The organism is Streptomyces sp. NBC_01723 (assembly GCF_036246005.1).
In the GTDB taxonomy this organism is placed as follows: Bacteria; Actinomycetota; Actinomycetes; order Streptomycetales; family Streptomycetaceae; genus Streptomyces.
Window position 1 is genome coordinate 977,366 of sequence record NZ_CP109171.1, and the last position, 19,372, is coordinate 996,737.

20 protein-coding genes are annotated in these 19,372 nt (G+C 74.4%); 10 read left to right on the forward strand and 10 right to left on the reverse strand.

The window, feature by feature from the left end; all coding sequences use genetic code 11:
* Nucleotides 1-40 precede the first annotated feature (40 nt).
* A complete protein-coding gene (locus OIE75_RS04640; protein WP_307009903.1) occupies nt 41-1,531 on the reverse strand; it encodes an FUSC family protein in 1,491 nt (496 codons plus the stop codon).
* Between the two features lie 205 nt (nt 1,532-1,736).
* On the opposite strand from OIE75_RS04640, the gene OIE75_RS04645 reads away from it, so the two are divergent.
* From OIE75_RS04645 to OIE75_RS04655, 3 genes are all read left to right on the forward strand, one after another.
* The gene (locus tag OIE75_RS04645; protein WP_125489566.1) at nt 1,737-2,213 is read left to right on the forward strand and encodes an Lrp/AsnC family transcriptional regulator; all 477 of its coding nucleotides are present in this window, start codon (nt 1,737-1,739) and stop codon (nt 2,211-2,213) included.
* Between the two features lie 20 nt (nt 2,214-2,233).
* Nucleotides 2,234-2,944 carry an HAD family hydrolase gene (locus tag OIE75_RS04650; protein ID WP_329469663.1) on the forward strand — a complete coding sequence of 237 codons (711 nt, stop codon included), beginning with the start codon at nt 2,234-2,236 and terminating at the stop codon, nt 2,942-2,944.
* A 63-nt stretch (nt 2,945-3,007) separates the two neighbouring features.
* Entirely contained in the window at nt 3,008-3,748 is a 741-nt protein-coding gene (locus OIE75_RS04655) for a DUF4142 domain-containing protein (protein WP_307009906.1), read from the forward strand.
* Nucleotides 3,749-3,769: 21 nt separating this feature from the next.
* On the opposite strand, the gene OIE75_RS04660 is transcribed toward OIE75_RS04655, so the two are convergent.
* A complete protein-coding gene (locus OIE75_RS04660) occupies nt 3,770-4,576 on the reverse strand; it encodes a LysR family transcriptional regulator substrate-binding protein (RefSeq protein ID WP_329469664.1) in 807 nt (268 codons plus the stop codon).
* A 58-nt stretch (nt 4,577-4,634) separates the two neighbouring features.
* On the opposite strand from OIE75_RS04660, the gene OIE75_RS04665 reads away from it, so the two are divergent.
* Complete coding sequence (locus OIE75_RS04665; protein ID WP_307009909.1) at nt 4,635-5,033, forward strand: DUF5997 family protein; 399 nt, start codon at nt 4,635-4,637, stop codon at nt 5,031-5,033.
* A gap of 31 nt (nt 5,034-5,064) precedes the next feature.
* Here OIE75_RS04665 and OIE75_RS04670 read toward each other — a convergent pair whose 3' ends face one another.
* A complete protein-coding gene (locus OIE75_RS04670) occupies nt 5,065-5,457 on the reverse strand; it encodes a DUF2267 domain-containing protein (protein WP_329469665.1) in 393 nt (130 codons plus the stop codon).
* A gap of 83 nt (nt 5,458-5,540) precedes the next feature.
* Nucleotides 5,541-6,611, reverse strand: a complete 1,071-nt coding sequence (locus OIE75_RS04675; RefSeq protein ID WP_329473931.1) for an MGDG synthase family glycosyltransferase — start codon at nt 6,609-6,611, stop codon at nt 5,541-5,543.
* Nucleotides 6,612-6,885: 274 nt separating this feature from the next.
* Between OIE75_RS04675 and OIE75_RS04680 the strand changes: the two genes are divergently transcribed.
* Genes OIE75_RS04680 through OIE75_RS04690 form a run of 3 tightly spaced genes read left to right on the forward strand, consistent with a single transcriptional unit; the run spans nt 6,886 to nt 9,502 of the window.
* Nucleotides 6,886-7,740 (forward strand): SDR family NAD(P)-dependent oxidoreductase, encoded by an 855-nt coding sequence (locus tag OIE75_RS04680; RefSeq protein ID WP_329469666.1) that lies wholly within the window; start codon nt 6,886-6,888, stop codon nt 7,738-7,740.
* A 16-nt stretch (nt 7,741-7,756) separates the two neighbouring features.
* Complete coding sequence (locus OIE75_RS04685) at nt 7,757-8,677, forward strand: DMT family transporter (RefSeq protein ID WP_329469668.1); 921 nt, start codon at nt 7,757-7,759, stop codon at nt 8,675-8,677.
* 30 nt (nt 8,678-8,707) lie between these two features.
* Nucleotides 8,708-9,502, forward strand: a complete 795-nt coding sequence (locus OIE75_RS04690; RefSeq protein ID WP_329469670.1) for a polysaccharide deacetylase family protein — start codon at nt 8,708-8,710, stop codon at nt 9,500-9,502.
* 56 nt (nt 9,503-9,558) lie between these two features.
* Here the strand turns inward: OIE75_RS04690 and OIE75_RS04695 are convergent, their stop codons facing one another.
* Genes OIE75_RS04695 through OIE75_RS04710 form a run of 4 tightly spaced genes read right to left on the reverse strand, consistent with a single transcriptional unit; the run spans nt 9,559 to nt 14,432 of the window.
* Complete coding sequence (locus OIE75_RS04695; protein ID WP_329469672.1) at nt 9,559-10,689, reverse strand: XdhC/CoxI family protein; 1,131 nt, start codon at nt 10,687-10,689, stop codon at nt 9,559-9,561.
* Entirely contained in the window at nt 10,682-12,853 is a 2,172-nt protein-coding gene (locus OIE75_RS04700) for a xanthine dehydrogenase family protein molybdopterin-binding subunit (RefSeq protein WP_329469674.1), read from the reverse strand. The genes OIE75_RS04695 and OIE75_RS04700 overlap by 8 nt, the downstream gene beginning before the upstream one ends.
* Nucleotides 12,850-13,842 (reverse strand): FAD binding domain-containing protein, encoded by a 993-nt coding sequence (locus tag OIE75_RS04705; RefSeq protein ID WP_329469675.1) that lies wholly within the window; start codon nt 13,840-13,842, stop codon nt 12,850-12,852. Before OIE75_RS04705 ends, OIE75_RS04700 begins: the two co-directional genes overlap by 4 nt.
* Entirely contained in the window at nt 13,839-14,432 is a 594-nt protein-coding gene (locus OIE75_RS04710; protein ID WP_307009921.1) for a 2Fe-2S iron-sulfur cluster-binding protein, read from the reverse strand. Before OIE75_RS04710 ends, OIE75_RS04705 begins: the two co-directional genes overlap by 4 nt.
* A 176-nt stretch (nt 14,433-14,608) precedes the next feature.
* Between OIE75_RS04710 and OIE75_RS04715 the strand changes: the two genes are divergently transcribed.
* Nucleotides 14,609-15,199 (forward strand): TetR/AcrR family transcriptional regulator, encoded by a 591-nt coding sequence (locus OIE75_RS04715; RefSeq protein ID WP_329469676.1) that lies wholly within the window; start codon nt 14,609-14,611, stop codon nt 15,197-15,199.
* On the opposite strand, the gene OIE75_RS04720 is transcribed toward OIE75_RS04715, so the two are convergent.
* Both OIE75_RS04720 and OIE75_RS04725 read right to left on the reverse strand, forming a co-directional pair.
* Complete coding sequence (locus tag OIE75_RS04720) at nt 15,162-15,947, reverse strand: response regulator (RefSeq protein WP_307009924.1); 786 nt, start codon at nt 15,945-15,947, stop codon at nt 15,162-15,164. The two genes, OIE75_RS04715 and OIE75_RS04720, sit on opposite strands and share 38 nt — an antisense overlap.
* A complete protein-coding gene (locus tag OIE75_RS04725; RefSeq protein WP_307009926.1) occupies nt 15,944-17,590 on the reverse strand; it encodes a sensor histidine kinase in 1,647 nt (548 codons plus the stop codon). Before OIE75_RS04725 ends, OIE75_RS04720 begins: the two co-directional genes overlap by 4 nt.
* Before the next feature lie 244 nt (nt 17,591-17,834).
* Between OIE75_RS04725 and OIE75_RS04730 the strand changes: the two genes are divergently transcribed.
* Complete coding sequence (locus OIE75_RS04730) at nt 17,835-18,821, forward strand: Bug family tripartite tricarboxylate transporter substrate binding protein (protein ID WP_307009928.1); 987 nt, start codon at nt 17,835-17,837, stop codon at nt 18,819-18,821.
* Entirely contained in the window at nt 18,818-19,372 is a 555-nt protein-coding gene (locus OIE75_RS04735; RefSeq protein ID WP_307009929.1) for a tripartite tricarboxylate transporter TctB family protein, read from the forward strand. Before OIE75_RS04730 ends, OIE75_RS04735 begins: the two co-directional genes overlap by 4 nt.

The following is a 19,372-nucleotide window of genomic DNA, read 5'->3' on the forward strand; positions in this document are numbered from 1 at the left end:
ATGCGGTCTAGACCAAACGAGTGGCGTGGCGCCCGACGACTCAGGCGCCGACCAGCGGGGACCCGGAGGGGGCGCGCAGGGGCGCGGCGAGTTCGGCGAGGGCGCGCTCCAGGTCGTGGAGGTGCGCCAGCGCCGGTTCGACGGCGCGCGGTCCACCCGCGTGGACGGGGACGTCACCCCCGCCGGTGAGCGCCTCCACCGCGGTCTCGACCCGCCAGCAGGCGGCTGCCAGCCGGGCGTCGTGCGAGGCCTCCGGGTCGGCGGCGACGGCGACCAGGCCGCGGATCTCCCGGGCGCAGTCGTCGAGCAGGTCGAGCACGCGCCGGGCGCGCCGTTTGCGGCCGGACATCGGGTTCAGCGGGTGCACGAGCGGGGCGACCGACAGCCGGACCCGGCCGAGCAGCTGCTCCAGTTCGGCCACGCGCGGCGCGGGGTCGGCGCCCTCGGTTCCGGCGAGCCGGGCGGCGGCCTCGGCGGTGCAGGCGTGCACGCAGCGCAGGGCGCGCTGGATCCAGGCGTCGGTGACGGCGTGGGTGGTGACCGGCAGGAGGAAGAGCACGGCGAGTACGGCGCCGAGCGCACCGACGCCGGTCTCGGCGATCCGCAGGGCGAGCAGGCCGGGGCTGAGGACGCCCAGGAGGCCGTAGAGCAGCTCGGCGAGGAGCGTCACGCAGAGCATCATCCAGGTGTAGGAGACGGCCGCGGTGTAGAAGATCCCGAAGACGCATGCGGCGGCGAGTACGGCGGTGGGCACCACGGAACCGGCCAGCGGGAAGGCGACCAGGAAGCCCAGGCCGATGCCGACGACGGTGCCGAGGACCCGGCGGAAGCCGCGGACCACGGTCTCGCCGCGCGAGGTGGTGTTGACGAACACCCACCAGGCGGCGCCGACCGCCCAGTACCAGCGTTCGCCCGACACCAGCTGGCCCACGACCAGCGCGAAGCCCGCTCCCGCGGTGGCCTGGACAGCCTGGCGGGTGGTGATCCGGGCGAGTCCGGTGCCGCCGGGCGGCGCGGGGACGGCGGGCGCGGGACGGCGGCGCTCGTAGCACCACACGCCGAAGCGGACCGCCGCGGCGGTCGCCACGGACAGCAGGACGGCGGTGAACATCTCGGGCAGCCGGTCCGTGGTCGCCCGCAGGAACTGGGCGATGAAGAAGGTCATGAACGCGAACACGCCGAGGCTGTGCCCGCGCGGGCCCCAGCGCCGGGCGTAGACGCCCGCGCCGACGACGGCGAGGAAGGTGAGGTCGCGGGCCACGGGGAGGTCGTGCAGAGCCGCCGCGGCGGCGAGCACCGGCAGTCCGGCCAACGGCAGCAGCGCGGTGGTGACGGCCTGTCCGCGGACGGTCGCGTCGGTGACGGTGAACAGCGCCAGCAGCGCCGCGAGCCCGCCGATGACGGCGCCCACCAGCGAGACGCCGGCCAGCCCGCACACGACGACGGCCGCCCCGATGCCGAGGACGGCGCGCGCGGCGAACCGCAGCCGCGCCCGCCCCGGGTCCGGGCTCATGAACACCTTCTTCAGCACTGCTTACCGCCCCCTCGCACCGGCCGAACGTTCTGGCATGAAAAAGGCGCCGCGGGATCCGCAGCGCCATCGACCCTCCTATAGGAGCATCCCTGCCGCCACTGGCTCAACCGGGCGCTTTCGAACTGGACCATTGGTACAGTCGTCGTGGCATTCACCCGGCCACTCGAGAGCCAATGGCCGACGAAGGAGGACCCGGCCCGTCATGGCCGTCGACGCGCTCGACACCCGCATCCTGCGACTGCTCCTCGAACAGCCGGGCACCAGCGTGCGCGAGTACGCCCGGCTCCTCGGCATCGCCCGCGGCACACTGCAGGCCCGGCTCGACCGGCTGGAGCGCGAGGGCGTGATCACCGGTACCGCGCCATCCCTCTCCCCCGCCGCGCTGGGCCACCCGGTGCTCGCGTTCGTGCACATCGAGGTCACCCAGGGCCACCTCGACGAGGTGGGCGAGGCGCTGGCGGCCGTGCCCGAGATCGTGGAGGCCTTCTCCATCACGGGCGGCGGGGACCTGCTGACCCGGGTCGTGGCCCGCGACAACGCGCACCTGGAGGACGTGGTCCAGAAGCTGATCAGCCTGCCCGGGGTGGTCCGCACCCGCAGCGAGGTGGTGCTCCGCGAACGCGTCACGCACCGGCTGCTGCCCCTGGTGGAGTCGATCGGGCGCTCGGCCCGGAAGTGATCCTTGGCATCCTGGAGCGCATGAGCACTCTCGGCGACATCTCGGTCATCTTCGATCTCGACGGAACGCTCGTGGACAGCGAGCCGAACTACTACGAAGCGGGTCGGCTGACCCTCGCCGAGTACGGCGTCCCGGACTTCACCTGGGCGGACCACGAGACGTACGTGGGCATCAGCACACAGGAGACGGTCGCCGACTGGAAGCGGCGGTACGCGCTGACGGCACCCGTGGCGGAGCTGCTCGCCGTCAAGAACCGTCACTACCTGGAGCTGGCCCGCACCTCGGCCCGTGCGTACCCCGAGATGCGGAGGCTGGTCGAGCGGCTGGCCGCCGAGGGCGTCCCGCTGGCGGTCGCCTCCGGGTCGTCGCCCGAGGCCATCGGGGCGATCCTGGCCCGCACCGGCCTGGACGCGCACCTGCGCACCGTCGTCTCGGCCGACGAGGTGGCGCGGGGCAAACCGGCCCCCGACGTCTTCCTGGAGGCCGCCCGCAGGATCGGTGCGGACCCGGCCGAGTGCGTGGTCCTGGAGGACGCCGCTCCCGGGGCCGCCGCCGCGCACGCGGCGGGGATGCGCTGCATCGCGGTGCCGTACGTCGCGGCGCAGGCGGACGCGCCCGAGTTCGCCACCGCCGGACTGCTGGTGCGCGGGGGCCAGGACGCGTTCACCGCGCGGGCGGCGTACGACTGGCTCGCGGGACCGGCGCGGGCAAGTTTTTACCCGGAGAGGTGATCAGAGCACGGCCCGTATCCGTACCTCCTGGTGTCCGAGCCTGTTTTCGCCCCAGGAGGCACGATGCGCATCACGCGCACCACGGCAGGGACGGCCTTCGTGGCCGGTGCCCTGGTCCTCACCCTCACCGCCCTCGCCTACCCGACCATGCTCGGGGTGCAGAACACGGGCAGTGACCAGGCCAGGATCATCACCAACACGCGGTACGGGCCGCTCACGGAGCAGGACCGGGACTTCGTGGTCAAGGTGCGTGCCGCGGGGCTGTGGGAGCACCCGCTGGGGCTGATGGCGATCGAGCGGGGGACGACACCGGAGATGAAGGAGGCCGGCGAGCACCTGGTCGTCGGGCACTCCCGGCTCGACGCGACCTGCCGCAAGATCGCTCCCGAGCTGGGCATCACCCTGCCCAACCTGGCGTCCCCGCAGCAGCAGCAGTTCGTGTCGACCGTGGACGGGACCACGGGCAAGCAGTTCGACACCACCGCGGTGAACATCATGCGCATCACGCACGGCCAGATCTTCCCGGCCATCGCCAAGATCCGCGCCAACACCAAGAACTCCCTGGTGCGGCAGCTGGCGGATCAGGCCAACGACACCGTCCTGGACCACATCACCGTGCTGGAGAAGACCGGGCTGGTCAACTTCGACCAGGTCAACTTCCAGCAGACGGCGCCTCCGAGCCTGCCCAAGGTGCAGCTGACACCGCCCGCGCCGCAGCCGGGTGAGCCGGTGCTGTCCCTCACCCAGCCCCCCGGGCTGGACGTCAACACCTCGGCGCCGACGCCGAGTCCGACGGTCCGCTGACGCGTTCGGAGGTCCGGCGGTTCAGCGGCGGCGAGGCTTGCCGCGCCCGCCGCCGCTGCCGCTCTTCTTGCGCGGGCTACCGCCGCCGCGCCGGGCTCCGCCGGTCTGCTGCTTGCCGGACTGCTGCTTGCCGGACTGCTGCTTCCCGCTCTGCCGCATGCCGGACTGCTGCGTGCCGGCCGCCGGCTTCCGTCCGGCGGGCGCCGGGTCGGGCTGCCGGCCCCGGGTGCTGTTGACGGTCCGGCCGCGGACGATGCCGATGAAGTCCTCGACGCGGTCCGTGTGCGCGTCCTCCGGCCAGGACAGCGCCACGCCCGACTGGGGGGCGTCGGTGACCGTCCGGTACGTGAGGTCCTTGCGGTGGTGCAGCCGGGCCAGCGACAGGGGCATCAGCAGCACGCCGATCCCGGCCGCCACCAGCTCGACGGCGTCCGCGGTGGTGGCCGGACGCTCGAGCGCGGGGCGGCCCGGCGGCCGCTCCTCCCACCCGAGGACGTCGTCCAGGGGGTGCAGCACGATCTCGTCGGCGAGGTCCTCGGCGGTCACCTCGTCGGCCGCGGTGACGAGGTGGTCCTTGGGGATCACCACGACCGTGGTCTCGGTGTAGAGGGGGATGGCGCTGAGGCGGGACCGGTCGACGGGCAGCCGCACCAGTCCGGCGTCGGCGTCACCGTCCAGCAGGACGCCGTCGGCGCCGGCCGCGGGGACCTGGGTCAGGGACAGCGGGACGTCCGGCAGCCGCTCGTTCCAGATGCGCGCCCACTTGTCGGGCGTCACCCCCGGGACGTACGCGAGCCGGAACGAGGGGCGATCTTCCGAGCCTGTCACCCGGCCAGGTTACCGGGCGTGGTCGGGGGCCGCTCACATGCTCGATACCCTTGACGGCATGACGTCGCACCAGAACACCCAGTCCATGAAGCCCGCGACCGCGGCGAAGAAGCTGGGTGTGTACCTCGAAGCCACACCCGCGGAGTTCCGGGAGGGCGTCGTCACGCGCGCCGAGCTGAACGCGCTCCAGACCGAACCGCCCGCGTGGCTGCGTGACCTGCGGCGCGACGGCCCGCACCCGCGGCCGGTGGTGGCGGCCAAGCTCGGGGTGTCCATCGCGGGCCTGCACCGGGGCGGAGTGTCGGAGCCGCTCACCACGGAGCAGATCGAGACGCTGAAGCAGGAACGCCCGGAGTGGCTGGAGCGGGAGCAGGCCGTCCAGGCCGACGTCCGCAAGGAGACGGCCCGGGTGAAGAAGCTGCACGCCGAGCGGGCCGAGCGCGCGGACCGCGACTGACCCTCGCACCCGGGTCGCCACGGCCGGGGGTTCAGCGCGGCGCCCGCCCCGGGCCGCCCACGAGGTCGGCGCAGTCCGGCGGCAGCTGGGCCAGGAGCTGATCGACCCGCTCGCGGGGCATCGATTCGGTCAGGGTCGCAAGCACGGCGCCCGCGTCCCATTCCGCGGTGCGCGGCCGGGCGCCGGTCTGCTGGGCCACCCGCCGCAAGAACTCGTCGCGTCCGAAGGACTCGGGCCGTCCGCGCTCGGGGCGCAGCACGTCGTCCAGGGGCTCGGGCAGGGCGGCGGCGAGTGCGGCCGCCTCCTCGGGTTCGACCCGGGACGCGAGCACCCACAGAACGGCCCTGCTGACCTGCTCGGCCTCGTCGTCGCTGTGGTACTCGCCGAGGTCGCGCACCCGGGTGAGGAACTCGTCCAGCAGCACGTCCTCGCCTCCTTCTCGCCGCCTCCGGCTCGGGGCCGGGTGCCCACGGCCCGCGAGGGGAAACAGGCCGGCGTCCGTACGGTTCAGCCGCGGGCGCGCACGGCGGCGGCGAGGTCGGTCACCCGGGTCAGGGCGTCGTCCGTGAACAGCGCGCGTCCGGCGGCGATCCGCTCGCGGCGGGCCGGGCCCGGGGCGGTGAGCCGGCGTACCGCGCCGAGCAGCGCGGTTTCGTCCCCGGCGACCTCCGACACGCCCAGCGCGGCCATCCGCCGGACACCGTCCGCGCCGTGGCCCGGTATCGGGCGGTACCCCACGACCGGCAGTCCGGCGGCGAGCGCCTGTACGGCCGTCTGGCCGGCCGCGTTGTCGATCAGGGCGCCGGCGGCGTGCAGCAGGCCGGGCATGTCGGTCACCCAGCCCAGGGCGACGACGCCCGCGGTGGCGGACAGGGTGCGGCGCAGCCGCTGGTTGCCGCCGCAGAGCACGACCGGCAGGAAGCCGTGGCCCGCGAGGAACCGGACGGTGCCGTCCAGGTGGGAGCCGACGCCCCAGGCACCGGCGGACACCACGACGGGGGGCCGCCCGGGACCGAGCCGGTCGAACAGCGCCCGCCACCCGGCGGCGCCGGTGGCCCCGGCGAAGAACTCCGGGGCCACCACGGGGCCGCAGGTCCCCGCGGGGCGGCCCGTGCTCTCGCGCGCCTCGCGTGCCGCGTCCTCGGTGAGACACAGGCAGTGGTCGTTACCGGGGTGCAGCCACTGCCGGTGGACGGCGAAGTCGATCACGAGGACGACGCTGGGCACCGGCAGCAGACCGCGGGCGCGCAGGTGCCCGGTCAGCTGGGCGCCGAGGTGGAACACGGGAACGACCACGTCCGCGCCGGACCGCTCGGCCAGCTCGCGCAGCCTGCCGCCGGCCAGCCGGGCCAGGGGCGTGCCGCCGGGGCGGCGCCCTGCGCCGGGGCGCAGGAAGGTGCGGTGGATCGCGGCGTACAGCCAGGGGAAGTGGCGTACCGACCCGCGGTAGAAGCGCCGCAGGGCGCCGCCGAGGCCGTAGGGCAGGAGCGCGAGGACGTCGACGACCAGGGCGTCCCCGCCGCGCTCGCGGGCGCGGCGGACCAGTTCGGCGGCGACGGTGTCGTGGCCGGCGCCCATGCTCGCGCTGACCACCAGCAGACGGCTGCCCTCCGGCGCGGTGGGCGGTGCCGCCGGCCGGGACGCCGGGAAGCCCGTCGGGGGGCCGGCCGATGAACTGCGAGGATGCACGGCGGACCAAGTTGCCCACCCGGCATGTTCCAAACCGTCCCACATGGGTGTGTTTCGGGCGGGCTGACAGGGATACTCCGTGACCGCCCGTCCGGCCGGCCGCCGGAGCCCGACCGCCCGGTCGCACGCCTCCGGTGTCCGCCCCGAGCCAAGGTGGTCCCCCATGGTCCATGCGTTCTCCCGTCCCCGGTCCGCTCCCGGACCGCGGGCCGTCGCCCCCGACGCGGACCGTGCGAACACCCGGCGGCAGCCCGCGGGCGTCCCGGACGCGCGGACCCGGACGGCGCTGGTGACGGGGGCGTCCTCCGGCATCGGCGCGGCCGTGGCCCGCCGGCTGGCGGACGACGGCGGCTGGCGGCTGGTGCTCACCGGGCGCGACCCGGTGCGGCTTCGGGAGGTCGCCGACGACGCGTCGGCCACCGCCTTCGCCGCGGACCTCACCCTGCCCGGGGCCGACCGGCAGCTGACCGACTTCGCCCTGGCCACGGTGGGTCACGTGGACCTGCTGGTGGCGGGTGCCGGGGTGGGCTGGGCCGGGGAGTTCCTGGACATGCCCCCGCACACGGTCGACGACGTGCTCGACATCAACGTGCTGGCCACGCTGCGGCTGGTACGGCTGGTGCTGCCGGGGATGGTGGCCGCGGGCTCGGGCCGGGTGGTGCTCATCGGCTCGCTGGCCGGCAGCGTGGCGGTCCGCGACGAGGCCGTGTACTCCGCCGCCAAGGCCGCGATCGGCGCCTTCGCCGACGCGCTGCGCTACGAGTTGCGGGGCACCGGCGTGGGCGTCACCCATGTGGTGCCCGGGGTCGTGGACACGCCGTTCTTCGAGCGCCGCGGGGCTCCCTACCGGCGCTCCAGGCCGCGCCCCGTGCCCCCCGAGCGGGTGGCCGACGCGGTGCGCGACGCGGTGCGGCGGGGCCGGGACGAGGTGTACGTACCGGCCTGGCTGCGGCTGCCGTGCCGGGTCCGGGGCGCCGCTCCGGGAGTGTACCGGCGTCTGGCGGCGCGGTTCGGATGAGCGGGAACGCGCGGCGGTGAGTGTCCTCACCGTCGTCCTTGCCCTGTTCGCGGCGCTGGCCAACGCTGCGGCGTCGGTCCTGCAACGGCGGGCCGCGGCACAGGACGAGGAGCGGGCGGGCGCCCGACACACGATGGTGCGCTCCCTGCTGCGCCTGGTGCGCGACCGGTACTGGGTGGCGGGCGCGGCGCTGCTGGCGGTGACGACGGTCCTGCAGGCGGCCGCGCTGGCGGTGGGCAGTCTGGCCGTCGTCCAGCCGCTGATGGCCAGCGAGCTGCTGTTCACCCTGATGGTGGGCAGCGTGGTCTTCCACCGGCGTCCCGACGCGCGGACGTGGGTGGCCTTCGTGGCCCTGGCCGTGGGGCTCGCGCTGTTCCTGGGCGCGGCGGCTCCCTCGGCCGGTGAGGACACCGCCGTCGAGGGCCGGTGGGGCTGGGCGGGGCTGGCGCTGTTCGTCCTGGTGACGGCGCTCGCCTCGGCGGGCAGCCTGGTGCGGGGCGCGCCCCGCGCCGCGCTGTTCGGATCGGCGGCCGCGGTGGGGTTCGGCGGTACGGCGGCGCTGCTGAAGGAGGTCACGGGGCGGCTGCCCCAGGGGGTGGGCGCGGTGCTGTCCCAGTGGCCGCCGTACGCCACCGCGGCGGTGGGTGTGGTCAGCTTCCTGCTGTTGCAGAGCGCCCTGCGGGCGGGGACGCTGGCCGCGTCGCAACCGGCCCTGACCCTCGGTGACGCGCTGACCAGCGTCGCCCTCGGATGGTGTCTGTTCGGTGAGGAGATCGTGCTCGGCGTGCGGGTGCTGCCCGAGCTGATCGGCGTGGCGCTGATCGGCCTCGGCAGTGTCGGACTGGCGCGGGCTCCGTCGGTCCACGGGGCGTGGGACACGGCGCCGGCCGCGCGGGACGGGCCCGGGCGGCGGCAAGGGGGACGCCGGGGGGCATGAGTCGGGCCGAGCGGACGGGAGGCACCAGGGATGCGTCAGGGGTTTCACACCGGACGGGCGGTCTGCGCCCTCGCACCCGCTCTCGTCGCGCTGGCCCACATCGGTCCGGCCGTGACCTGGCTGCCGGAGCTGCGCCGGCGCCGGTTCCCGGGCCTGGCGGGGCAGGGCCGCCCCGGTCACGTAGCCCTCACCTTCGACGACGGCCCCGACCCGGTGACCACACCGCGCTTCCTCGACGTACTGGACGGCCTCGGGGTGCGCGCCACGTTCTTCCTGCTCGGCGAGAACGTCGTACGCCACCCGGCGACGGCCCGGGAGCTGGCCCGGCGAGGGCACGAACTCGCGGTCCACGGCTGGGCCCACGACCGTCCCTGGCTGCCGTCGCCGGGGCGGGACGCGCGCGAGCTGCTGCGGGCCGCCCATGTGGTGGGCGAGGCCGCGGGACGGGCGCCGTTCTGGTACCGCCCGCCGTACGGCATCCTCAGCTCGGGGCGCTGGGCCGCCGCCCGCCGGGCCGGGCTGCGGCCGGTGCTGTGGACCGCCTGGGGCGAGGACTGGCGGTCGGACGCCACACCCGCGTCGGTGCGGGCGACCGTCGCGGCGGACCTGGGCGGGGGCGGCACGATCCTCCTCCACGACACCGACCACGCCTCTGCCCGGGACAGCTGGCGGGCCGCGCTCGGCGCCCTGCCCGACCTCGTGCGGGACTGCCGCGCGACGGGGCTGGAGGTGGGGCCGCTGGGCGAGCACGGGATCCCCGGTGCGGACGCCGCCACCGGCACCGGGGCCGGGCGGCGCGGGCCGGTACCGGCGCCCGTGCGATGACGTCGGGAACGTCATCGCTCCGGGCACCGGCCGGCATGCGCGACGGCCCGCTCGGCTCAGGCGGCCGTTTCCGTCAGGTCCCGGTGGATCGGGGTCGCTCCGCCCGTCAGGGGTTCGCCCGTACCGCCGCGCCGGGCGGCGACGATCTCCGCCGCGATGGACAGCGCGGTCTCCTCGGGTGTGCGTGCGCCGAGGTCCAGGCCGATCGGTGAGCGGAGCCGGGACAGCTCGTCCTCGGTCAGTCCGGCCTCGCGCAGGCGCCGGTCCCGGTCCCGGTGGGTGCGGCGCGAGCCCATCGCGCCGACGAACGCGACCGGCAGCCGCAGTGCCTCGGTCAGCAGGGGCACGTCGAACTTGGCGTCGTGGGTGAGCACGCACAGCACGGTCCGCGCGTCGGTGGAGGTGCTCCGCAGGTAGCGGTGCGGCCAGTCGACGACGACCTCGTCGGCCGCGGGGAAGCGCGCCGGCGTGGCGAAGACGGGCCGGGCGTCGCAGACGGTGACGTGGTATCCGAGGAACTTCCCCGCCCGCACGAGCGCCGCGGCGAAGTCGATCGCCCCGAAGACGATCATGCGGGGCGGCGGCACGCTGGACTCGACGAGCAGGGTGAGCCCACCGGGGCAGTGCGAGCCGTCCTCCGAGAGGCCCACCGTGCCGGTGCGGCCGCTGTCCAGCAGGGCACGGGCCTCGGCCGCCGCCGTGCGGTCCAGGTCCGGGTGACCGCCCAGACCGCCCTCGTACGTGCCGTCGGGGTGGACGAGCAGGGCCCGGCCCAGGAGGTCGGACGGGCCCTGGACGACCCGGGCGAGGGCGGCGGTCCCGCCCCGGGCGGCGGTCGCCAGCGCCGCCCGGAACAGCTCCCGCGACGGCGCGTCCGCACCGACCGGAGTGACCATCATGTCGATGACCCCGCCGCAGGTCAGCCCGACCGCGAAGGCGTCCTCGTCGCTGTAGCCGAAGCGTTCCCGCACGGTCTCGCCGCTGCGCAGGGCGTCGGAGCACAGCTCGTACACCGCGCCCTCCACACAGCCGCCGGAGACCGATCCGATCGCCGTGCCCTCGCTGTCGACGGCGAGGGCGGCGCCGGGGCCCCGCGGTGCGCTGCCGCCCACGGAGACCACCGTGGCGACGGCGAACTCCCGGCCCTCGTCGAGCCAGCGGTTCAGTTCGGCGGCGATGTCAAGCATCCGCCGCTCCTCCGCCCGGGCCGGCCGCTCCCCCGCTCGCGGTCGCCGCCGACAGGACGCGGTCCGGCCGGATCGGCAGATGCCGGTGGCGGACGCCGGTCGCGTGCCGGACGGCGTTGGCGACGGCCGCCGCCGCGCCCACGATGCCGATCTCGCCGACGCCCTTGATGCCCACCGGGTCCTCCGGGTCGGAGTCGTCCACCCAGTCCGCGTCGATGTCGCCGATGTCGGCGTGCGTGGCGACGTGGTAGCCGGCGAGGTCGGGGGCGTAGAGGCCACCGCTCGCGCGGTCCCGTACCGCCTCTTCGTGCAGGGCCATGGAGACGCCCCAGATCATGCCCCCGACCAGCTGGTTGCGGGCGGTGAGCGGGTTGACGATCCGGCCCGCCGCGAAGATGCCGAGCATGCGGCGCACCCGCACCTCGCCGGTGGCGGTGTCCACGGCGACCTCGGCGAACTGGGCGCCGTAGGAGTGCCGTTCCTTCTGGGCGAGGCTGCCCAGGGCGGCGGTGGTGTCGGACCGTACGGTGATGCCCTCGGGCGGGACGGTGGTGCCCAGCGCCAGCCGCTCGCGCAGTTCGCGGGCCGCCTCCGTGACCGCCCAGGCCCAGGAACGGGTGCCCATCGAACCGCCCGCGATCATGGCGGGTCCGAAGTCGCTGTCGCCGATCCGGACGCGGACCCGGTCGGGCGCCACCTCCAGCGCGTCGGCGGCGATCATCGTGAGCGCGGTACGGGCGCCGGTGCCGATGTCGGCGGCGGAGATCCGTACCGTGAAGCCGCCGTCGGCCTCGGCGGTGAGGAGCGCCGTGGAGGGTGCCGCGCCCGCGCCGAAGGAGGCCGCGGCCGTGCCCGTGCCCAGCAGCCAGCGCCCGTCGCGGCGCACGCCGGGGCGGGGGTCCCGCTCGGCCCAGCCGAAGCGGCGGGCGCCCTCGCGGAAGCACGCCTCCAGGTTGCGGCTGCTGAACGGCAGTCCGGAGACCGGCCCGGTCTCGGGTTCGTTGCGCAGGCGCAGTTCGACCGGGTCGACGCCGCAGCGCTCGGCGAGTTCGTCGAGCGCCGACTCGATCGCGAAGGAGCCCGGTGCCTCGCCCGGCGCGCGCATGAACGTCGGGGACGGCACGTCGAGGCGGACCACCTCGTTGGCCGTGCGGTGCGCCTCGGCGTCGTACATGACCCGGGCCACACCGGCGCTGGGCTCGACGAACTCGTAGACGGTGGACGTCTGGCTCACCGAGCGGTGGTCCAGGGCGCGCAGCCGTCCGTCGGCGTCGGCGCCGAGCCTGACCCGCTGGGCGGTGGGGCTACGGTAGCCGGCCAGGGAGAACATCTGACGCCGGGTCATGACGACGCGCACCGGGCGCTGCAGGACGGTCGCGGCCATCACGGCGGACACCTGGTGGGCGCGCAGGCCCTTGCTGCCGAATCCCCCGCCGATGTGCTCGGAGCGCACCCGCACCGCGGACTCGTCCAGGGAGAACATCTTGGCCAGTTCGCCCTGGATCCAGGTGGTGCCCTGGTTGGAGTCGACGACCTCCAGCCGTCCGCCGTCCCACAGGGCCGTGGCGGCGTGCGGCTCCATCATGCTGTGGTGCTCTTCGGGGGTGGTGTACTCCTCGTCCACCACGACGGGGGAGGCGGCGAGTCCGGCGTCGAGGTCGCCCTTCACGGTCTCGGCGGGCATCACCCCGGCGGCCGGGTACGCCTCGGGGTGGGCGCCGGTGAGCACGGTGTCGTGGGGTTCCTCGTCGTAGGCGACGACCAGGGCCTCGGCGGCCTCGCGGGCCTGCTCGGAGTTCTCGGCGACGACGAGGGCGACCGGCCAGCCGAGGTGCGGCACCCGGTCGTTCTGGAAGACGGCGGCGGTCGGGTCCGGCGGGATGCCGAGCAGGCCGACGTAGTCGGTTTCGAGGCGCGGCGCGTTGCCGTGGTGCAGGACGGCGAGGACGCCGGGCATGGCGAGCACGGGTTCGGTCTCGACCGCACGAATGCGGCCGCGGGTGACGGTGGACAGCACCAGCCAGCCGTGCGCGAGGTCGGCGAAGGGGATCTCACCGGCGTAGCGGGCCGCTCCGGTGACCTTCTCGCGGCCCTCGACGCGGGTCTGCGAGGTGCCGACGACGCCCCTGACCGTCGTACGGCCGCCGGTCGTGGCGGTGGTCATCGGGCGGCCTCCTCGGTGAGTTCGGTGAGCACGGCCACCACGAGGTTGCGCATGAGGGTCACCTTGTATCCGTTGTCGGGCAGCGGCCTGGCGGCCGCGAGTTCGGCGTCGGCCGCGGCGGCGAAGGTGTCGCCGTCGGCGGGCGCGCCGGTCAGCACGGCCTCGGCCGCGTGCGCCCGCCAGGGGCGTGAGGCCACCGCGCCGAAGGCCAGCCGCGCCTCGCGCACGACGCCGTCCTCGATGTCGAGCGCGGCGGCGACGGAGCCGATCGCGAAGGCGTACGAGGCACGCTCGCGCACCTTGCGGTAGCGGGAGTGGGCGGCGACCGGGGCGGGCGGCAGCGTGATGCCGGTGATCAGCGCGCCGGGCGGCAGGGCGGTCTCGCGGTCGGGGGTGTCGCCGACGGGGAGGTAGAAGTCGGCGAGCGGCAGTTCGCCGGGGCCGTCGAGGGTCTCGTAGGTGACGACGGCGTCGAAGGCCGCGAGTGCCACGCCCATGTCGGAGGGGTTGGTGGCCACGCAGTGGTCGGAGGCGCCGAGGATCGCGTGGTTGTGGTGCTCGCCCGTGACGGCGGGGCAACCGCTGCCGGGGGCGCGCTTGTTGCAGGGCCGGCTCGGGTCGGCGAAGTAGCCGCAGCGGGTGCGCTGGAGCAGGTTGCCGCCGACGGTGGCCATGTTGCGCAGCTGACCGGAGGCGCCGGCCAGCACCGCCTGGGCCAGCGCGGGGTAGCGGCGGCGCACCTCGGGGTGGGCGGCGAGGTCGCTGTTGGTGACGGTGGCGCCGACGCGCAGGCCGCCGTCCGCGGTCGGTTCGATGCCGTCCAGCGGGAGTTCGCGGACGTCGACGAGGCGGGCGGGGCGTTCGACGCCGGTCTTCATCAGGTCGACGAGGTTGGTGCCGCCGCCGAGGAAGCGGGCGTCCGGGTCGGCGGCGAGCAGCGCCACCGCGCCGGAGACGTCGTCGGCGCGCTGGTATCCGAACTCCCTCATGCCGCCGCCCCCTCTGCGGTCGGGGCGTGGTCGTCGTCGCGGGCCGCGGCCTCGTGCGCCTCGGCGGCGCGCGTGACGGCCTGGACGATGGAGACGTAGGCGCCGCAGCGGCACAGGTTGCCGCTCATCCGTTCGCGGATCTCGTCCGGTGTCAGGGGTGGCGGCCCCGCCTCGGGGCGTACGTCGTCGGTGGCGGCGCTGGGCCAGCCGGCCGCGTGCTCCTCGATGACGGCGATCGCCGAGCAGATCTGGCCCGGGGTGCAGTAGCCGCACTGGTAGCCGTCGAGGTCGAGGAAGGCCTGCTGCACCGGGTGCAGCCGGTCGCCCTCGGCCATGCCCTCGATGGTGGTGATCTCGCGCCCCTCGGCGGCGACGGCGAGATTCAGGCAGGAGACGGCGCGGCGCCCGTCGACCAGGACGGTGCAGGCTCCGCACTGTCCCTGGTCACAGCCTTTTTTGGTACCGGTGAGATCGAGCCGCTCGCGCAGGGCGTCGAGCAGGGTGGTGCGATGGTCGACGGTCAGCTGGTGCTTCTCGCCGTTGATGTGCAGAGTGACGGCGCTGGTCGTAGACGAGGGTGCTGGGGCCATGATCAGCCTTCTCTGGTCTCTGGTGACAGCTTCTTCGGTGTCCGGTGACGGGAAAAGCCGCGTTCGCCGCTAAAGTGGGCAAGTAACCGGACAACTGTCCGCTCACTTGGAAACGTAACGGACAGCTGTCCGGTTAGCAAGAACGGGATTCGGCCACGAACCCGGAAGGAGGAGGAGTGCCGCCGCCGAAGAGGGACAGGACGGACGCGCCCCTGCGCTCCGACGCGCAGCGCAACCGCGAGCGCATCCTGCGCGTCGCCACGGAGGAGCTGACGCGCTGCGCGAACGCCCCGCTCAGCATGATCGCCAAGAAGGCGGGCGTCGGGCAGGGCACGTTCTACCGCAACTTCCCGCATCGCGAGGCGCTCGTCCTGGAGGTCTACCGCTACGAGATGCAGCAGGTCGCGGAGGCCGCGAGGGAGCTGCTGGCCACGCGGGAACCCGACCGGGCGCTGCGCGAGTGGATGGACCGGCTCGCCCGGTTCGCCCTGACCAAGGTCGGCCTGGCGGACGCGATCCGGCTGGTCACCAGCGCACCGGGCAGCCCTGCGAAACCGGAGCCCGCCCCGGTCACGGAGGCGACCGAGCTGCTGCTCCGCGCGAACGAGGAGGCCGGCACCATCCGCCCCGGTGTGTCGGCGGACGACTTCTTCCTGGCCATCGGCGGCCTCTGGCAGGTCGACGCCAGCGAGGACTGGCAGCCGAGGGTCACCCGGCTCCTCGACCTCGTCATGGACGGGCTGCGGGCGGGAGCGCCAGGCCGGTGACCGCGCCCCGGAAGCGGTAGCGGCGCTCCGGGCGGCCCGCCACGCCGTAGCGCAGCGAGACCTCCGCGGTGCCGACGGTGTGGAAGTGCTCGAGGTAGCGACGGGCACTGACCCGGGAGACGCCGGTCAGGGCCGCGCACTCGCTCGCGGACAGCGTGCCGTCGGCCTCCCGGAGGGTGCGTTCGACCAGCTCGGCGGTCTCCACGCTCATGCCCTTGGGCAGCGCCGGTGCCGCGGCGGTGGGTACCGCGCCCGCCAGGACGCGGTCGACGTCGGCCTGGCTGCGCACCACCGTGCCGAGCAGCCGCCCGCGCTGGACGGCGTAGCGCTCCAGCCGGACCCGCAGGTCCTCGAACTCGAACGGCTTGAGCAGGTAGTCGACCACGCCGTGGCGGACCGCGCCGCGCACCGCGTCCGCCTCCCGGGCCGCGCTGATGACCATGACGTCGCAGTCGTGCCCGGCGGCGCGCAGCCTCGGGATGACGTCCAGGCCGAAGACGTCCGGCAGGTAGAGGTCGAGGAGGACGAGGTCGGGGCGGAGTTCGGCGACGGCGGCGAGCGCCTCCTCGCCGGTGCCGGCGACGCCGACGACCCGGAAGGGTTCGACGCGTTCGACGAAGGCGCGGTGGACACGGGCCACCATGAAGTCGTCGTCGACCACGAGCACGCCGATCGCGGCGCCGGGGCCGTGGGACGCCGGCGCCCCCGCCGTACCGGTCGCGTCGGGCGTGCCGCTCGTACCCGTCATGGCGTTGCTCCTTCCGCCACCGCGTCGGTGAGGTGGCTGACGGTCATGCGTGCGGTGAACATGGCCCCCTCGGGGGTGTTGGTCACCGAGATCTCACCGCCGTGACGTTCGCAGACGAGCCGGGTCAGCGCCAGGCCGATGCCGCGCTCGCCCTGCCGGGCGGCCTTGGTGGTGAAGCCGTGGGAGAAGACCTCGCGGGCCAGTTCGGGAGCCACGCCGGGTCCCGAGTCGCGGACCACGATCTCGACGCTGGCGGCGTCCTGCCGCAGCTCGACCTCGACCCAGGCGTCGTGCTCCTCACCCGCCGCCGCGGCGGCGTCCACGGCGTTGTCGACGAGGTTGCCGAGGACGGTCGCCACGTCGGCGGCGTCCTGCGGAACGAGCCGGTCCAGCGCCGTGCGGTCCGAGACCCGCAACGCGACCCTGCGCTCGGCGGCGAGCGAGGACTTGGCCGTGATCAGCGCGGCAACGGCGGTGTCGCGGACCCGGCGGCTGAGCGTGACGTCCAGGGACTGGCGGCGCTGGTTGAGCGCGCGGATGTAGCGCACCACCTCGTCCTGCTCACCGATCTGGATGAGCCCGGAGATGGTGTGCAACTGGTTGGCGAACTCATGGGCCTGGGCGCGCAGCAGCTCGGAGGTGCTGCGGAAGGAACCGATCTCCCGCTCCAGGCGGGCCAGTTCGGTGCGGTCGCGCAGGGTGGTGACCGAGCCCAGCGGGCGGCCGTCCTTGGTGACGGTCATGCGGTTCATGACCAGGACCCGCCCGTGCCGGACGACGACCTCGTCGCGGGGCTCGGCGGCGTCCGGCGCGGTCCCGGCCAGTACGTCGCGCAGCCGCCCCTCGATGCCGAGGCCGTCCAGACTCTGGCCGACGCAGTCGGCGGGGAGGTCGAGCAGGCGCCGGCCCATCTCGTTGACCAGGGTGAGCCGGTGCTGCGGATCGAGGGCGACCACACCCTCGGCGATGCCGTACAGCATGGCTTCCCGGTGCTCGGCGAGCCCCGCGATCTCGCGCGGCTCCAGGCCGAGGGTCTGCCGCTTGACGCGCCGGGCCAGCAGCCAGGAGCCGGCCACGCCCAGGCCGCTGGCGATGCCGAGGTAGGCGAGGAGGTAGGAGGAGGCGCCGCTCAGTCGCTGCCACACCGTCGGGTCGGCCTCGCCGACCATCACCGTGCCCAGATGCCGGCCCAGGGTGTCCCGGGTGGCGCCGAGGACCGGCACCTGGGCGACGAGTTCACGGCTGCCCCGCAGGGTCAGGGGCCCCGACCAGCCGCGCCCCGCGGCGGCGCCCTCCACGCGCGGCAGCCGGCCGCCGATCAGCGTGGGGTCGGTGGAGCTGACGACGCCGCCGTCGGCGTCGGCGATCGTGACGGAGGTGACGCCGGACTGGGTCTGTGTGGAGTTGACCAGCGGGGCGAGGGCCTCCTGCGGCACGGGGCGCAGCAGCTGGCTGCGGACCAGCGGCGTGGCGGCCAGCTGTTCGGCCAGCGCGGTGACCCGGCGTCCCTCGACGCGGTTGAAGGTCGCGCGGGACTGGGCGAGCGAGACGGCGGCGACCGCGCAGAGGACCACCACGACGATGGCGAGCTGGAGGACCAGCATCTCGCCCGCGAGGGTCTGACGGCGGAAGGTGGGTGCCACGGCGGACTCGATCTCGGCTGACTGGGGGGCGGGCGGGTGTGCCGGGTCGCCATCATGGCGCCCACCTGCGGCGAAGGAAAGAGATGTGCCGTCTTCGCAATGAAGCGGCGACCGCAATGACCACAACCTCCCTTGGTTCCGCAAGGAAGACACGCCGCCGGAGCGCGGGCACCATGTGGCCCACGTCACCCTTCCCCACAGGGCTCCCCGTACCGATCTACCCAACCGACAGGTGGTGTCATACGTGCGCCTGCGCACCCCCCTTGCCCTGCTCGGGGCCGCCGTGCTCGTGCTCGCGGGACCGCCGCTGCTCTCCTCCGGCGGCGACTCCGACTCCGGCACGCAGATTCCCGGCCTGCGCTTCATGGTTCCCAACACGCCCGGCGGCGGTTACGACATCACCGCCCGCACGGCCGCGAAGAACGCCGAGGACGCCGGGCTCACGCACAACATCGAGGTGTTCAATCTGCCCGGCGCGGGCGGCACCGTGGGGCTGAGCCGGCTGGTGAGCGAACACGGCAACGGCAAGCTCGCGATGTCCATGGGCCTCGGCGTCGTCGGCGCCGCCCGCTCCAACCACGCGCCCAAGACCCTCGCCGACACCACGCCGATCGCGCGGCTCACCGAGGAGCAGGACGTCGTCGTGGTCGCCAAGGACTCGCCGTACAGGACGATCGGCGAGCTGATCGACGCCTGGAAGAAGGACCCGGGCAAGATCCCCGTGGGCGGTGGCTCGTCGCCCGGCGGGCCCGACCACCTCGCGCCGATGCTGATGGCGCAGGCCGCCGGGATCGCCCCGAAGTCGGTCAACTACATCCCCTTCGACGGCGGCGGCGAGCTGCTCGCCTCGATCCTCGGCAACAAGGTCGGCTTCGGCGTCTCCGGCGTCGGCGAGTACCTGGACCAGATCAAGGCGGGCGAGCTGAGGGTGCTCGCGGTGACCGGCCCGGAGCGGGTGGACGACCTCAAGGACGCGCCCACGCTGAAGGAGTCCGGCTACGACGTGGACTTCACCAACTGGCGCGGCATCGTCGCCCCGCCCGGCCTCTCGGAGGCGGAGCGGAACAAACTGACCCGCCTGGTCGAGGAGTTGCACGACTCGCCCGAGTGGCGGGAGTCGATGGACAAGAACGGCTGGGACGACGCGTTCCTCACCGGTGAGAAGTTCGGCACCTTCCTGGACGCCCAGGACAAGCGTGTGGTGTCGGTGCTGAAGGAGCTGGGACTGTGACGACACCGACCGACTCCACCCCCGCCCCGGAGGCGGCCGGCGCCTCGGCGCCCGAGCGGCGCTCCTGGCTGCGGGACCACTCCGAACTCGGCGTGTGCGCCATGCTGCTGGCGCTGGGCGTCCTCGTCCTGACCGACGCGCTCACCATGGACGTCGACATCACCCAGCGCGGTCCGGTCGGCCCGAGGACGGTGCCGATCGTGGTGGGCATCGGCCTGCTGGTGATCGCCGCGCTGCTCGCCGTGGACGTCCTGCGCGGCGGCAGGGGCGAGGCCGAGGGCGGCGAGGACATCGACCTGTCCGAACCGGCGGACTGGCGCACGGTGCTGCTGCTCTCCGGGATCTTCCTGGGCGCCGCCGTCCTCATCGAGCCGGCCGGGTTCCCGGTCGCCGGGGCCCTGCTCTTCTGGGGCGCCGCCTTCGCCCTGGGCAGCCGGCGCGTGGACCGCGACCCGCTGATCGCCGCGGCGCTGTCCCTGCTCACCTACGTCGTCTTCGACAAGCTGCTCGGTGTGCCGCTGCCCGGCGGTCCGCTGATGGGAGTGCTCTGA

Coding starts and splice junctions, on each gene's coding strand:
- OIE75_RS04645 (WP_125489566.1), top strand. CDS start 1,737: ATGGCCGTCGACGCGCTCGACACCCGCATCCTGCGACTGCTCCTCGAA.
- OIE75_RS04650 (WP_329469663.1), top strand. CDS start 2,234: ATGAGCACTCTCGGCGACATCTCGGTCATCTTCGATCTCGACGGAACG.
- OIE75_RS04655 (WP_307009906.1), top strand. CDS start 3,008: ATGCGCATCACGCGCACCACGGCAGGGACGGCCTTCGTGGCCGGTGCC.
- OIE75_RS04665 (WP_307009909.1), top strand. CDS start 4,635: ATGACGTCGCACCAGAACACCCAGTCCATGAAGCCCGCGACCGCGGCG.
- OIE75_RS04675 (WP_329473931.1), bottom strand. CDS start 6,611: ATGGGCGCCGGCCACGACACCGTCGCCGCCGAACTGGTCCGCCGCGCC.
- OIE75_RS04680 (WP_329469666.1), top strand. CDS start 6,886: ATGGTCCATGCGTTCTCCCGTCCCCGGTCCGCTCCCGGACCGCGGGCC.
- OIE75_RS04690 (WP_329469670.1), top strand. CDS start 8,708: ATGCGTCAGGGGTTTCACACCGGACGGGCGGTCTGCGCCCTCGCACCC.
- OIE75_RS04695 (WP_329469672.1), bottom strand. CDS start 10,689: ATGCTTGACATCGCCGCCGAACTGAACCGCTGGCTCGACGAGGGCCGG.
- OIE75_RS04700 (WP_329469674.1), bottom strand. CDS start 12,853: ATGACCACCGCCACGACCGGCGGCCGTACGACGGTCAGGGGCGTCGTC.
- OIE75_RS04705 (WP_329469675.1), bottom strand. CDS start 13,842: ATGAGGGAGTTCGGATACCAGCGCGCCGACGACGTCTCCGGCGCGGTG.
- OIE75_RS04710 (WP_307009921.1), bottom strand. CDS start 14,432: ATGGCCCCAGCACCCTCGTCTACGACCAGCGCCGTCACTCTGCACATC.
- OIE75_RS04720 (WP_307009924.1), bottom strand. CDS start 15,947: ATGACGGGTACGAGCGGCACGCCCGACGCGACCGGTACGGCGGGGGCG.